The following is a 12,347-nucleotide window of genomic DNA, read 5'->3' as shown; positions in this document are numbered from 1 at the left end:
CATCACCCTCACCGCGCTCGCGGTCAACGCCGTCGGCCGGCGCGCGCAGCGCCGCTTCACCGGGAGGTCCGCCGCATGACGCTGCTCACCGTCGACGGGCTCGGCGTGCGCTTCGGCTCCGCCGCCGCCCCGCCCGTGGTGCGGGACGTCTCCTTCTCCCTGGACCGGGGCGCGGTGCTCCCGCAGGGCCGTGGCTTCCTGCGGACCGCCTGGTGGATCGGGGTCTTCCCCAGGGCTGCCATCACCCTCACCGCGCTCGCGGTCAACGCCGTCGGCCGGCGCGCGCAGCGCCGCTTCACCGGGAGGTCCGCCGCATGACGCTGCTCACCGTCGAGGGGCTCGGCGTGCGCTTCGGCTCCGCCGCCGCCCCGCCCGTGGTGCGGGACGTCTCCTTCTCCCTGGACCGGGGCGAGTGCCTGGCGGTGGTCGGCGAATCCGGCTCCGGCAAGAGCGTCACCGCGCGCAGCCTGGTCGGACTCACCGGCCCGCGCTCGGTGGTGACGGCCCGTCGGCTGGAGTTCGACGGCACCGACCTCGGCACGCTCGGCGAGGCCGGCTGGCGCGGCGTACGGGGACGGCGGATCGGCCTGGTGCTCCAGGACGCGCTGACCTCGCTGGACCCGCTGCACACCGTCGGCGCGGAGGTCGCCGAGCCGCTGCGGGTGCACGGGCTGGCCCCGCGCGCCGAACGGTCCTCGCTGGCCGCCGCGCTGCTCGGCCGGGCCGGAGTGCCGGAGCCCGAGCGGCGGGCCGCGCAGTACCCGCACCAGCTCTCCGGCGGACTGCGGCAGCGGGCGCTGATCGCCTCGGCGCTGGCCGGGGCGCCGGACCTGCTGATCGCCGACGAGCCGACCACCGCGCTGGACGTCACCGTGCAGGCCCAGGTGCTGGAGCTGCTGGCCGAACTCCGGCGCGCGGGAACGGCCTTGCTGCTGATCAGCCACGACCTCTCGGTGGTGGCCCGGACGGCCGACCGGGTCGCGGTGATGTACGGCGGCCGGATCGTCGAGAGCGGCCCGACCGCCCGCCTGCTCGCCGATCCCCGCCACCCCTACACCCGCGCCCTGCTGGCCGCCGTCCCCGGCCCCGCCACCCGGGGCCGCCGCCTGGCCGTCCCGGTCCTGGACCGCCCGGGGCCCACGGCGGACGGCTGCCCGTACGCCGCCCGCTGCGACCGGGCCGACCGCACCTGCCTGGAGGCCCTGCCGGCCATCGACCACCACGGCACCCGCTGCTGGCACCCCGTGCTGGAGCGGCCCGCAACTGCCCCGGGCGGGCGGCCTGACGGCCCGTCGGCGGAGCCGGTTCCGGCGGGAGGTGTGCTGGCGGCGGTGGCGGTGGCGGGGCATGGTGTTTCGGCGTCGGTCGATGCCCGGGTGGAGGCTGTTGGGAGCTCAGCGGCGGTCGACTCCGTGTCGGCTGAGCCGGTGGGTGGTGGTGTGGTTCGGTCGTCCGGGCCGGTTCCGGCGGGAGGCGTGCTCGCGGCGGTGGCGGTGGCGGGGCTCGGTGTTTCGGCGTCGGTCGATGCCCGGGTGGAGGCTGCGGGGAGCTCAGCGGCGGTCGACTCCGTGTCGGCTGAGCCGGTGGGTGGTGGCGTGGTTCGGTCGTCCGAGTCGGTCCCGGCCGGAGGCGTGCTCGCGTCGGTGGCCGTGGCGGGGCAGGGTGTTTCGGCATCGTCCGACGGGGGCTCGGCGGTGGCGCGCTCCGCGCCGGCCGCGTCCCGTGCCGCCGAGGTGACCCTGACGGAGCGTCCGGCCGGGCTCCCGGCTGCCGCCCCCGGGCGGGCTGACGGTGCGTCGGCCGCCCGGAGCGCCCTGATCGAGGTGGACCAGGTCACCAAGAGCTTCGGTGGCCGCCCGGTGGTGCGCGGCGTCTCGCTGACGCTGGCCGCCGGGGAGACGCTCGGGCTGGTGGGGGAGTCGGGGTCCGGCAAGACCACGGTGGCGCGGATGGTGCTCGGCCTGGAGCGGCCCGACTCCGGGACGGTCCGCCTCGGCGGCGGCCCCTGGAGCGAGCTGCCCGAGCGGCGGCGCCGGGCGCAGCGGCTGCGGCTACAGGCGGTGCCGCAGGACCCGCTGGGCTCCTTCGACCCCCGGCACACCGTCGAGCGGGTGATCGGCGCGGCCGTGGCCCGCAGCGGGGTGGCCCGGGGGAGGGCCCGCCGGGAGCGGACCGCCGAGCTGCTCGACCAGGTCGGGCTGCCGGCCGCGCTGCTCACCCGCCGCCCCGCCGAGCTCTCCGGCGGCCAGCGGCAGCGCGTCGCCATCGCCCGGGCCCTGGCCCCCGCGCCCGAGGTGCTGGTCTGCGACGAACCGGTCTCCGCGCTCGACGTCTCGGTGCAGGCCCAGATCCTCGACCTGATGGGCGACTTGCGCGAGCACCTCGGGCTCGCGATGCTCTTCATCTCGCACGACCTCGGCGTGGTGCACCATCTGGCCGACCGCGTCGCGGTGATGACGGACGGTCAGTTGGTGGAGACCGGCGAGGTGACCGACGTGTTCACCAACCCGGCCGCCGGCTACACCCGTCGCCTGCTGGCGGCCGTGACCACCCTGGAGGTACCGGCATGACCGAGGGCACCCTGTACGCCGTCAGCGACCTGCACGTGGGCTACCCGGAGAACCGCAAGGTGGCCGAGGAGCTGCGGCCCGGCTCGCCGGAGGACTGGCTGATCGTGGCCGGGGACGTCTCGGAGAGCTTCGAGGACGTCCGCCGGACCCTGGGCCTGCTGCGCGAGCGCTTCGCCGAGGTGATCTGGGCGCCCGGCAACCACGAGCTCTGGACCACGCCGGACGATCCGGTGCAGCTGCGCGGCGAGGCCCGCTACCGGGCCCTGGTCGAACTCTGCCGCTCGCTGGGCGTGCTGACGCCGGAGGACCCGTACGCGGTCTGGCGCGGCCACGGCGGGCCGGTCACCATTGCCCCGCTGTTCGTGCTCTACGACTACACCTTCCGCCCGCGCGGCACCACCACCAAGGAGCAGGCGCTCGCGGTGGCCCGGGCCGCCGGGGTGGTCGGCACCGACGAGATCGTGCTCCACCCGGACCCGTACCCCGGCCTGGACGCCTGGTGCGCGGCCCGGCTGGCCGAGACCGAGCGGCTGCTGGCCGCCCGGGACCCGGAGCTGCCGACCGTGCTGGTGAACCACTTCCCGCTCCGCCGCGAGCCCACCCAGGTGCTGCGCTACCCGGAGTTCGCGCTCTGGTGCGGCACCGAGCACACCCACGACTGGCACCTGCGGTTCGGCGCGAGCGTGGTGGTCTACGGGCACCTGCACATACCCCGCACCACCTTCCACGACGGCGTCCGGTTCGAGGAGGTCTCGCTCGGCTACCCCCGGGAGTGGAAGCCGCGCGGTGGCCCGAGCGGGCTGCGGCCGGTCTTCCCGCAGCCGGGGCCGGCCCGGTGATCGGAGCGCTGCTGCCGGCCGGCGCGGTCTGGGCGGAGAGCACCGGAGAGGACGACGCCGAGGCCCGGCTGCTGCCCCCGGAGCGGGCCCTGACGGAGCACATGGTGCCCGGACGGCTGCGCGAGTTCACCGCCGTCCGGGCCTGTGCCCGCCGGGCGCTGGCCGCCCTGGGCGAGCCGCCGGTGCCGATCCTGCCGGGCCCCCGGGGTGAGCCGCAGTGGCCCGCCGGGCTGGTCGGCTCGATGACCCACTGCACCGGCTACCGGGCCGCCGTGCTGGCCCGCCGGACCGCGCTGCCCACCCTCGGCATCGACGCCGAGCCGCGCGCCCCGCTCGGCCCCGGCCTGCTGGAGGCGGTCTCGCTGCCCGCCGAACGGACCCGGCTGGCCACCCTGCACCGCCGAGATCCCGAACTCCCGTGGGACCGGCTGCTGTTCTCCGCCAAGGAGAGCGTGTTCAAGGCCTGGTACCCGCTCACCCGGCGCAACCTCGGCTTCGAGGAGGCCGACCTCACCCTCAGCCCCGACGGCAGCTGGCACGCGTACCTGCGTGTCCCCGCCACCTCCGGTGCCCCGCGCTCCTTCGCCGGCCGCTGGGCCGCGAGCCCCACCCTGCTGCTCACCGCCACGGCCGAGCCGGGTTTCTGACCGGCCGTCGGTCCGAGAGGGGGTCCCCTCGGCGGGGCCGGGCGGTCGTCGCCGGAGCAGCCCGGCCCCCCGGGGGGCTCGCCGACGACGTCCGGCCGAGCGGCCGGGCCGTACCGGTGTCACAGCCGGGCCACCTGGGAGGCAGCCGCTACGGCTCGTCGCGTTCGACCACGGCCAGGTGGTCCTCGACGTGTCCGAGGGCGGCCCGGAGGCGGTCCCGGGCGTGCAGCATCATCTGCTGCTGGGCGTCGATCGAGGCGAAGTCCCCGCTGGCCAGGGCGTCCCAGCCCGCGCTCATCGCATTGGTCAGGGCCTGTGCCGCCTCGGCGGTGTACGCGGCGGCGATCGCCACCGGTCCGGCGGCGTCGCTGCGGGCGAAGACCGACAGCGGGAAGGACGCCCGCCAGAGCTGCCAGGTGACGAAGGTGATCTGCCGCAGGTCGTCCTCCGCCGCCCCGGCGGAGGAGATCTGCTGCATCCAGGACCGCTCCCGGTCCTGGTCGGGGAGGTCGGTCATGTCGGTCAGCATCGCCTCCGCCTGCACCGACCCCAGCAGGGCGTTCAGCAGGGCCGCCCGGTAGGCCTCGGGGTCCGGGTAGCCGGCGGCGTAGCGGGCGTGCGCCTGCGGGGTGTTCTCCCCGTCGTAGTAGTCCAACGCGGCCAGGGCCGCGGCTATCTGCTCCACCGTCACGGGCGGTCCGTCGTCCGTCATGCGGGCACGCTACCGGCCCCGGCTGACGAACGGGCCTGCCGGGGCCGGTGGCTGAGGGTGTGTCAGCTGGTGGCGATGGAGGTGTCGTCGATCAGGAAGCTGGTCGCGAGCGACGCGTCCTCGACGCCGTTGAACTTCACCGTGACGCTCTGGCCGGCGTAGGCCGAGAGGTCGAAGGTGCGCAGGGTGTAGGTGGCGGTCTTGTCCACGTTGGAGTAGGTCTTCAGCGCGGTCCCGTTCACCGACACGGTGAGCTTGTCGTAGGCCGTGGTGCCGGTCTCGGCGGTGTCGATCCGCAGGTAGAACCCGAGGGTCGCCTTGCAGCCGGCCGGGATGGTGACGGTCTGGGTGGCGGAGTCGGTGTGGGCGGAGCCGTAGCCGTTCAGCCAGGCCTTGTAGGAGCCGGTGCGGGCGGGCTTGGTGGTGGAGTTGTCGATCACGCCCGAGGAGATGGTCCAGGCCGAGTTGCCGGACTCGAAGCCCGGGTTGGCGAGCAGCTGGGCCGGGGTGCAGGTGCCGCCGCCACCGCCGTTGACGGTCCAGGTGAAGCTGGTGGAGCCGGTGCGGTTGCCGGCGTCCTTGGCGGTCACGGTGACGGTCGAGGAGCCGGCCGTGGTGACGGTGCCGGTGATCCGGCCCGAGGAGGAGATCGACAGGCCGGCCGGCAGGCCGGTGGCGGTGAAGGTCAGCGGGGCGGTGCCGCCGGTCGCGCCGATCTGGAGGTCGACGGCGCCGTTCAGGGCGGTGGTCTGGTTGCCCGGGTTGGTGACGGTCGGCGAGGTGCCGGCCGGCTTGGTGAGCAGGCAGCCGCTGACGCTCAGGTCGATGGCGCGGTTGGTGCCCAGGCAGGTGGTGAACCAGTACACCTGCTGGCCGTAGCTCTGGCCCTTGGTGGCGGTGGTGGTGCCGTCCGGGTTGACCTCGCACGGGTTGTTCATGGTGCACATGGCGCCGTCGTCGTTGCCGGTGTTGTTGATGCCCACCACCTGCCGGCTGGTGGCGTCGACGATCGGCGAGCCCGAGGTGCCGTGGGTGGTGTTGCACCCGGTGGAGTAGCGGATCGAGTCCTGCCAGGTCCACTGGTCCTCGCGGATGGTGCCCACGAAGCCGTTGATCGAGCAGTTCCAGGTCTGCTTCCAGTACCCGGACGGTATGAACATCGAGGAGCCGTTGACCGGGTGGGTGTCGGCGATGGTCAGCGCGGTGGCGTTGAACTTGGAGGTGATCGACGCGTAGGTGTCGGTCAGCTGGTAGAGCGCCACGTCGGTGCCGGTCATGGTGGCGTACAGGACCTTGTCGGCGTTCACGGTGCCGAGCGAGGAGCCGGCGGCGTTCAGCAGGGTGCCGGAGCGGCTGGCCGTCTGGTTCTGGATCACCTGGCCCGCGTTGGGCATGGTCGGCAGGCAGTGGCCGTTGGTGAGCATCAGCGCCCGGTCGGTGGACACCGAGGAGGGGTAACGCACCAGCGAGGCCGAGCAGTTGCTCAGGGCGATGGTGGAGGTCAGATCGCCCGCCTGAACGGCCTGGGCCGGGGTGACGGCCGAGGTCAGCAGGCCCGCGACGATCGCGGCCGTGCCGAGTCCGGCGGTAAGTCCCTTGAACATGGGTCTCCTTGTGGGGGAACGCCGAGCGCACGAACGGATGCGCACACTCAGGCCGGTGAAAAATGCCATGCCCGCCTCAATGCGTCAACACCCCTGGCAGGAATGGTGGTTGGGGCACACGACCGGAGCGGGCTGCTCCGTTTGGCCGCTCCAGCTGCCCCGGCTGTTGACCGGATCGGTCCGGATCGGGCCCTGATGGTGCCTTGGGCGGGCGGGGCCCGGCGGCCAGGATGGAGCCATGACCAACGCACTGATCGTCATCGACGTCCAGGAGTCCTTCCGGCAGCGCGAGGACTGGGCCGCCGTCTCGGAGCCCGGCATCGTCGGCAAGGTGGCCGAGCTGGTGGACCACGCCCGGGGCCGGGGCGACCTGGTGGTCTGGGTGCTGCACAGCGACCCCGGCACCGGCACCGTCTTCGACCCGGCCAACGGCTTCGTCCACCTGATGGACGGCCTGGAGCCGGCCGGGAGCGAGCCGGTCCTCACCAAGACCAGCCACAACGCGTTCACCACCACCAACCTCCAGCAGCTGCTGACCCTGCGGGGCGTGCGCGCCCTGACGGTCTGCGGCATCCGCACCGAGCAGTGCTGCGAGACCACCACCAGGGTGGCCGCCGACCTCGGCTACGAGGTGGTGTTCGCCGTCGACGCGACCGCGACCCACCCGATCGCGCACCGGGACGCCCCCGCCGGGCGCAGCCTGGCCGAGGTGCTGGCCGATCCGCGTACGCTGTCCACCGACGAGATCATCGCCCGCACCGAGTACGCCCTCGCCGGGCGCTTCGCCCGGGTCGCCACCGTGAAGGAGCTGACCGGATCGTGACCCAGGTGGTCTTCCTGCTCGTCCCCGGCATGCACCTGCTGGACCTCGCCGGTCCGGCCCAGGTGTTCGCCAGCGCGGCCGACTTCGGGTACGACTACCGGATCGTCCACGTGGCCGAGCAGGAGGACGTGCCCACCGCCCAGGGCCTGCCGGTCCGGGCACGCACCGACTGGCCCGCGCTCGGGCCGGGCGACCTGCTGATGGTGCCCGGCTGGCGCTCGGAGTCGCTGGCCCGCACCGGGCCGCTCCGCCCGGACACGCTGGCCCGGCTGACGGCCCATCACGCGGCGGGCGGCACGGTGGCCAGCGTCTGCGCCGGGGCCGACGCGCTCGGCCGGGCCGGACTGCTGGACGGGCGGCGCTGCACCACCCACCACGACCTCCAGGAGGAGCTGGCCCACCGCCACCCGGCCGCCACGGTGGTGCGCGACGTGCTCTACGTGGAGGACGACGGGGTGGTCACCTCGGCCGGCATCGCCAGCGGCATCGACCTGGCGCTGTACCTGCTGGCGGTCCGGCACGGCCCGGCCGCCGCCGCCCGGGTGGCCCGCGACATGGTGGTCTACGCCCGGCGCAACGGCGACGAGCCGCAGGCCGGGGCGGCGCTGCGGCACCGCTCCCACCTCACCGACTCCGTGCACCGCGTCCAGGACCTGATCGACACCCACTTCGCCAGCCGCCTCGGCCTGGCCGACCTGGCCGCCTCGGCCGGGCTCAGCGAGCGCACCCTGACCCGCCGCTTCACCGAGGCCACCGGCCTCACCCCGCTCCGCTACCAGCAGGAGCTGCGCCTGGAGCGCGCCGAGCACCTGATCGCCCACGGCAGCACGGTGGAGGCCGCGGCCCGCCAGGTCGGCTTCCAGGACGCCCGGATGCTGCGGCGGCTGCGGGCCCGGCAGGGGTGATCACCGTGCTGTCGGCGGCCGCTGGCACAATGCCCGCCGTACGGGCACCTTCCAGGGAGACGACATGCGCCGACGACTGAACCTGATCCTTCTCGGCGTGCGCGACGTCGCCGCCTCGGTCGCCTTCTACCAGGGGCTGGGCTGGGAGCGCTCGAAGGCCGGCTCCGACGAGTTCGCGCTGTTCGAGCTCGGCGGGGTCGCGGTCGCCTTCCAGTCCCGCGAGGCCTTCGCGGCCGACGCGCGGCTGCCCGACCGGGGGCCCGGCGGTTTCGCCGGCTTCGCGCTGGCCTACGTGGCCCGCAGCGCGGAGGAGGTGTACGCGGTGATGGCCCGGGCGGCCGAGCTGGGTGCCACCGTCACCCGCCCGGCCGGGGCCAACGCCTGGGGCCACAGCGGGTACTTCACCGACGCCGACGGCCACCTGTTCGAGGTGCTGTACGAGGACGGCTGGATCTTCGACGAGCACGACGACCTGGTGCTCTGACCGCTCGGGCCGCCCGGCGGTGGGTCAGAAGGGCTCCCAGTGCTGGCCGGTGTAGTTGCCGCAGTAGTTGAGGACCAGGGCGACGTTGACGTCCGGCGGGCCGTTGGTGTCCAGGCAGAGGTTGCTGGTGGGGTTGACGTACCACTCGTTGGCGGCGTCGTAGCGCCACTGCTGGCCGGTGTAGTTCCCGCAGGTGTTCAGCACGGCCAGCGCCCCGGCGGCGGGCGGGCCGTCGGTGTCGAGGCAGAGACCGCTCGGCGGGTTCACCAGGTGCAGGGTGCTCCGCTCGGTGGACCAGAACTGGCCGCTGAAGAAGTCGCAGTCACGGAGCACCAGTTCGAGGCCGACCTGCTGCGGGCCGTTGGTGTCGATGCACAGGTCGCTGTGGATGTTGGCGATCTGGTCGGGCAGCACGGCCGCGCCGCCCCCGGTCGGGGTGGCGGACCGGGAGGCGACGGTCGAGGGCGAGGGCGCCGCAGTGGCGCTCGGGCTCTTCGATGCGCCCCCGGACCGGCTCGGACTCGGGCTGGGCGAGGGAGTGGGTGACGGGCTCGGTGACGGGCCGGGCGAGGAGCCCGCAGCCGTGCCGCTGCCCGAGGCGGACGGATGCCCACCGGAGCCGCCGTCCGGGAGCGCGGCCCAGACCGCCAGGCTGGTGGCCGCCACCAGCAGGGCCGCCAGCGCGACGGCGGCGGCCCGCCCGGTGCGCCGGGGCGGTGACGGTATCAGCCGGGGCGGTGGCCACGCCGCCGGTGGCTGCCCGGAGGCCGGTAGTGGCCCGGAGCCCGGCAGTGGCCCGGAGGCCGGTGGTGGCCACGCCGCCGGGGACGGCGCGGGCAGCTGCCAGGCGGTGGCCAGCACGGTGCGCAGCGCCGCCGTCTCCGCCTCCGGACCCGGCGGTGCGGCGGCGGGCGCCGGGCCGGTCGGCGCGGTGCCGGTCAGCTCGGTGAGCAACTCCCCGGGCGTGGGCCGGAGTTCGGGTGATCCGCCGAGCGACCGGGTCAGCATGGGCAGCAGCGCGGCCGGCACCCCGTCGAGATCGGGCTCGCCGTGCATGACCCGGTACAGCACCGCTTCGGTCGGGCCGGTGCCGAACGGCGGACGCCCGGTGCAGGCGTAGGCCACGGTCAGCGCCCAGGCGTAGACGTCGGCGGGCGGCCCGGCCTGGCCCCGGAGCTGCTCCGGTGCCATGTACCCGACGGTGCCCAGGGATTCACCGATCCGGGTCAGGACGGTGGCGTCGGCCGCCTGGGCGATGCCGAAGTCGATGACCTTCGGGCCGTGCTCGGAGAACAGCACGTTGGCCGGCTTGAGGTCGCGGTGCACCAGCCCGGCGCGGTGGATCGCCAGCAGCGCCTCCGCCAGCCCGGCCGCGAAGCCCTGCGCCATCTCGGCCCGCAGCGGGCCGTGGTCACCGACGTGCTCCGACAGCGTCGGCCCGGAGACGTACTCCATCACCACGTACGGCGTGCTCGCCTCGGTCTCCACCGCCAGCACCCCGGCGGTGCAGGTCCCGCGGACCCGCAGCAGCGAGGCCGCCTCGCGCCGGAACCGCGCCCGGAACGCGGCGTCCTCGGCCAGCTCCTCGCGCAGCCGCTTCACCGCGACCAGCCGTCCGTCGATGCCCTGCGCCAGGTAGACCACGCCCATGCCGCCCGCACCGAGACGGCCGACCAGCGTCCACCCACCGATCTGCCGGGGGTCCCCCGGTCTCAGCCCGCCCAGCCCCACCCGCTACCTCCCCCTCGGTCGGCCGTCGTCCGGTCAGGTCCGGCCGCGCCGCCCGTACGCGGCCAGCACGGTGGTGGCGGCGACGGCCGCGCCGACCGCCAGGGCGGCGCGGTGCGAGCGCCAGGAGAGCACCGACCCGGAGGAGCGGGCCGAGAGCAGCGAGCCGACGCTCAGCCAGGAGGCGGCGGAGAAGGCCGACATCGAGGACCCCGCCGAGCCGACCGACAGCACGCTGCCGACCGAGCCGACCGAGAGCACCGACCCGACCGAACCGATCGAGAGGAACGAACCCACCGAGCCGATCGACAGCGCGGAGTCGCGGGAGTGCAGCGAACGGAAGTTGGCCATGGCCCGCATCCTAGTGGCGCACCGTCAGACGTGGTGCCAGGTCGCGGAGTTGGTGGTCGTCCTGATGTCGGGCATGACGGGGATGAGACCACGGTGATACCTCCGCGCTCCACGATGGTGCCGAGGGCGGGGGCCGGTCGGGTGGCCTCCTGCCGACGGGGCGGAAGGGGGCGCAGGGCGACATGCGGACGACGGGCGGGAAACCCACCGGGCGAGGGCGCACGACCGCCGGGGGCACGGGTGCGCGGTTGGCCGGGCTGGCGGGCGTCATCTGCCTCGCCCTGACCGGCTGTTCGGCCCCCGGGCGGCCGGCCGCGCAGGCACCGGCCGTGCCGTCCCCGGCCGCGCCGACCTCGTCCGTCCGGGCGTCCGCCGTGCCGACGCAGGCCGCACCGGACGCGTCGGCACCCCCGGAGCGCACCGAGCCGCAGCTGCCGATCGAGGCGTACCTCTTCTCCGAGGCGGAGGCCGACACCCTGGCCCGGGCCGGAGTCGTGCTGCGCCGGGCGTGTCTGCGGCGGTTCGGTCTCGACTACGCCGTCAACCCCACCGGGCCGTCGACCGGCCCGCGCAGCTTCACGGACCGCCGCTACGGCCTGACCGACCGGGCCGAGGCGGAGGCGAACGGCTACCACCTGGGCGACCGGGACCCGCGCACCCACCCCGTCCGCCCGACCCCGCTCTCCGCCGAGCAGCAGCAGGTGCTGACCGGGCACCGGCCGGAGGAGTCCGGCCCGGGCGGCCCCGAGCTTCGGGTGAACGGCGTGGCCGTCCCGCCCGGCGGCTGCTACGACGAGGCGAAGCGGGGCCTGGCCGGGGCGGGGGACCTCGGCCCGAGCCCGGTGGCCCAGCGGGCCAACCTCCAGACCTTCAAGGACAGCATGGCGGTGCCGCAGGTCACCCGGCTGTTCGAGGAGTGGTCCGCGTGCATGAGGAACGAGGGCCACGCGTACCCCGATCCGATGCAGGCGATGAGCGACCCGCGCTTCCTCGGGGATACGCCGACGCCGCTGGAGATCCGGGTGGCGACGGCCGACGTGGCCTGCAAGCAGCGGGTCGGCCTGGTCGAGGCCTGGTCCGGCGTGGAGGCCGGCCTCCAGAAGGAGTCGATCGCCCGGCAGCAGGCCGACTTCGCGACGGCCCTCACCGTGAAGACCGCACAGCTCACCAAGGCCGCCGCCGTGCTGCGCGAGCAGTGACCCGGCCGGCCCCCACCGCTCACGTCCGGGCGCCCGCCCGGTACGTCCGTCCCGAACACCGGAGACACCCATGAAGCGCACCCTCAAGCTCGCCGCAGCCGCGCTGAGCGCCGCCCTGCTCGTCCCCGCCTTCGCCACCAACGCGCAGGCGGCGGTGCGCGACTGCGGCGAGAGCCAGTTCTGCCTGTTCTTCAACTCCGACTTCAAGGGCTCGCACTACGTGATCCAGCAGAGCATCCCCGACCTCGCCGGGCGCACCTTCACCGCCCCCGGCAACGGCCAGGGGCAGCGCGTCAAGAACAACGCCGCCTCGGCCGTCTCCAACGTCTGCATGACGGTCTGGGTGAACTTCTACTCGAACTACGGCGGCCCGGCCGACATGTTCAACTACCGCAACGCGGCGAACCTGGTGAACACCTACAACGAGAACGCCTCGGTGAAGTTCGCCTCCGACTGCTGAGACCCGCCGCCGTCCCGTTCCGCCC

General features: G+C 74.5%; 13 protein-coding genes. 9 read left to right on the top strand and 4 right to left on the bottom strand.

Annotation, left to right across the window (positions count from 1 at the left end; all coding sequences use genetic code 11):
• Positions 1 to 75: 75 nt before the first annotated feature.
• From ACIRBX_RS01400 to ACIRBX_RS01385, 4 genes are read left to right on the top strand one after another with little or no spacing between them, the layout of a single operon-like run.
• Positions 76 to 318, top strand: a complete 243-nt coding sequence (locus tag ACIRBX_RS01400) for a hypothetical protein (RefSeq protein ID WP_402293037.1) — start codon at positions 76 to 78, stop codon at positions 316 to 318.
• Entirely contained in the window at positions 315 to 2,570 is a 2,256-nt protein-coding gene (locus tag ACIRBX_RS01395; RefSeq protein ID WP_402293036.1) for a dipeptide ABC transporter ATP-binding protein, read from the top strand. The genes ACIRBX_RS01400 and ACIRBX_RS01395 overlap by 4 nt, the downstream gene beginning before the upstream one ends.
• Positions 2,567 to 3,409, top strand: a complete 843-nt coding sequence (locus ACIRBX_RS01390; RefSeq protein WP_402293035.1) for a metallophosphoesterase family protein — start codon at positions 2,567 to 2,569, stop codon at positions 3,407 to 3,409. Before ACIRBX_RS01395 ends, ACIRBX_RS01390 begins: the two co-directional genes overlap by 4 nt.
• Positions 3,406 to 4,056, top strand: a complete 651-nt coding sequence (locus ACIRBX_RS01385) for a 4'-phosphopantetheinyl transferase (RefSeq protein ID WP_402293034.1) — start codon at positions 3,406 to 3,408, stop codon at positions 4,054 to 4,056. Before ACIRBX_RS01390 ends, ACIRBX_RS01385 begins: the two co-directional genes overlap by 4 nt.
• A 148-nt stretch (positions 4,057 to 4,204) precedes the next feature.
• On the opposite strand, the gene ACIRBX_RS01380 is transcribed toward ACIRBX_RS01385, so the two are convergent.
• Positions 4,205 to 4,768 carry a DUF6245 family protein gene (locus ACIRBX_RS01380; protein ID WP_402293033.1) on the bottom strand — a complete coding sequence of 188 codons (564 nt, stop codon included), beginning with the start codon at positions 4,766 to 4,768 and terminating at the stop codon, positions 4,205 to 4,207.
• 62 nt (positions 4,769 to 4,830) lie between these two features.
• Complete coding sequence (locus ACIRBX_RS01375) at positions 4,831 to 6,372, bottom strand: putative Ig domain-containing protein (RefSeq protein WP_402293032.1); 1,542 nt, start codon at positions 6,370 to 6,372, stop codon at positions 4,831 to 4,833.
• Between the two features lie 238 nt (positions 6,373 to 6,610).
• On the opposite strand from ACIRBX_RS01375, the gene ACIRBX_RS01370 reads away from it, so the two are divergent.
• The 3 genes from ACIRBX_RS01370 (at position 6,611) to ACIRBX_RS01360 (ending at position 8,584) form a co-directional block, all read left to right on the top strand.
• Complete coding sequence (locus ACIRBX_RS01370) at positions 6,611 to 7,195, top strand: cysteine hydrolase family protein (protein WP_402293031.1); 585 nt, start codon at positions 6,611 to 6,613, stop codon at positions 7,193 to 7,195.
• Positions 7,192 to 8,100 carry a GlxA family transcriptional regulator gene (locus ACIRBX_RS01365; protein ID WP_402293030.1) on the top strand — a complete coding sequence of 303 codons (909 nt, stop codon included), beginning with the start codon at positions 7,192 to 7,194 and terminating at the stop codon, positions 8,098 to 8,100. Before ACIRBX_RS01370 ends, ACIRBX_RS01365 begins: the two co-directional genes overlap by 4 nt.
• 64 nt (positions 8,101 to 8,164) lie before the next feature.
• Positions 8,165 to 8,584 carry a VOC family protein gene (locus ACIRBX_RS01360; protein WP_402293029.1) on the top strand — a complete coding sequence of 140 codons (420 nt, stop codon included), beginning with the start codon at positions 8,165 to 8,167 and terminating at the stop codon, positions 8,582 to 8,584.
• A 24-nt stretch (positions 8,585 to 8,608) separates the two neighbouring features.
• On the opposite strand, the gene ACIRBX_RS01355 is transcribed toward ACIRBX_RS01360, so the two are convergent.
• The gene (locus ACIRBX_RS01355; protein WP_402293028.1) at positions 8,609 to 10,315 is read right to left on the bottom strand and encodes a serine/threonine protein kinase; all 1,707 of its coding nucleotides are present in this window, start codon (positions 10,313 to 10,315) and stop codon (positions 8,609 to 8,611) included.
• A 33-nt stretch (positions 10,316 to 10,348) separates the two neighbouring features.
• Entirely contained in the window at positions 10,349 to 10,672 is a 324-nt protein-coding gene (locus tag ACIRBX_RS01350; RefSeq protein WP_402293027.1) for a hypothetical protein, read from the bottom strand.
• Between the two features lie 239 nt (positions 10,673 to 10,911).
• Between ACIRBX_RS01350 and ACIRBX_RS01345 the strand changes: the two genes are divergently transcribed.
• Together ACIRBX_RS01345 and ACIRBX_RS01340 are read left to right on the top strand one after the other, a co-directional pair.
• Entirely contained in the window at positions 10,912 to 11,862 is a 951-nt protein-coding gene (locus ACIRBX_RS01345; RefSeq protein WP_402293026.1) for a hypothetical protein, read from the top strand.
• A 70-nt stretch (positions 11,863 to 11,932) separates the two neighbouring features.
• Entirely contained in the window at positions 11,933 to 12,322 is a 390-nt protein-coding gene (locus ACIRBX_RS01340) for a peptidase inhibitor family I36 protein (RefSeq protein ID WP_402293025.1), read from the top strand.
• Positions 12,323 to 12,347: the final 25 nt, after the last annotated feature.

Source organism: Kitasatospora sp. NPDC096147 (genome assembly GCF_044763225.1).
Classification (GTDB): Bacteria; Actinomycetota; Actinomycetes; order Streptomycetales; family Streptomycetaceae; genus Kitasatospora.
Note: the sequence above shows the minus strand (reverse complement) of the source record. Positions and strands in the feature narration are given on the sequence as shown.

Excerpts from the sequence above, each read along its gene's own strand:
- ACIRBX_RS01400 (WP_402293037.1), top strand. The coding sequence starts at position 76 with ATGACGCTGCTCACCGTCGACGGGCTCGGCGTGCGCTTCGGCTCCGCC.
- ACIRBX_RS01395 (WP_402293036.1), top strand. The coding sequence starts at position 315 with ATGACGCTGCTCACCGTCGAGGGGCTCGGCGTGCGCTTCGGCTCCGCC.
- ACIRBX_RS01390 (WP_402293035.1), top strand. The coding sequence starts at position 2,567 with ATGACCGAGGGCACCCTGTACGCCGTCAGCGACCTGCACGTGGGCTAC.
- ACIRBX_RS01380 (WP_402293033.1), bottom strand. The coding sequence starts at position 4,768 with ATGACGGACGACGGACCGCCCGTGACGGTGGAGCAGATAGCCGCGGCC.
- ACIRBX_RS01375 (WP_402293032.1), bottom strand. The coding sequence starts at position 6,372 with ATGTTCAAGGGACTTACCGCCGGACTCGGCACGGCCGCGATCGTCGCG.
- ACIRBX_RS01370 (WP_402293031.1), top strand. The coding sequence starts at position 6,611 with ATGACCAACGCACTGATCGTCATCGACGTCCAGGAGTCCTTCCGGCAG.
- ACIRBX_RS01360 (WP_402293029.1), top strand. The coding sequence starts at position 8,165 with ATGCGCCGACGACTGAACCTGATCCTTCTCGGCGTGCGCGACGTCGCC.
- ACIRBX_RS01350 (WP_402293027.1), bottom strand. The coding sequence starts at position 10,672 with ATGCGGGCCATGGCCAACTTCCGTTCGCTGCACTCCCGCGACTCCGCG.
- ACIRBX_RS01340 (WP_402293025.1), top strand. The coding sequence starts at position 11,933 with ATGAAGCGCACCCTCAAGCTCGCCGCAGCCGCGCTGAGCGCCGCCCTG.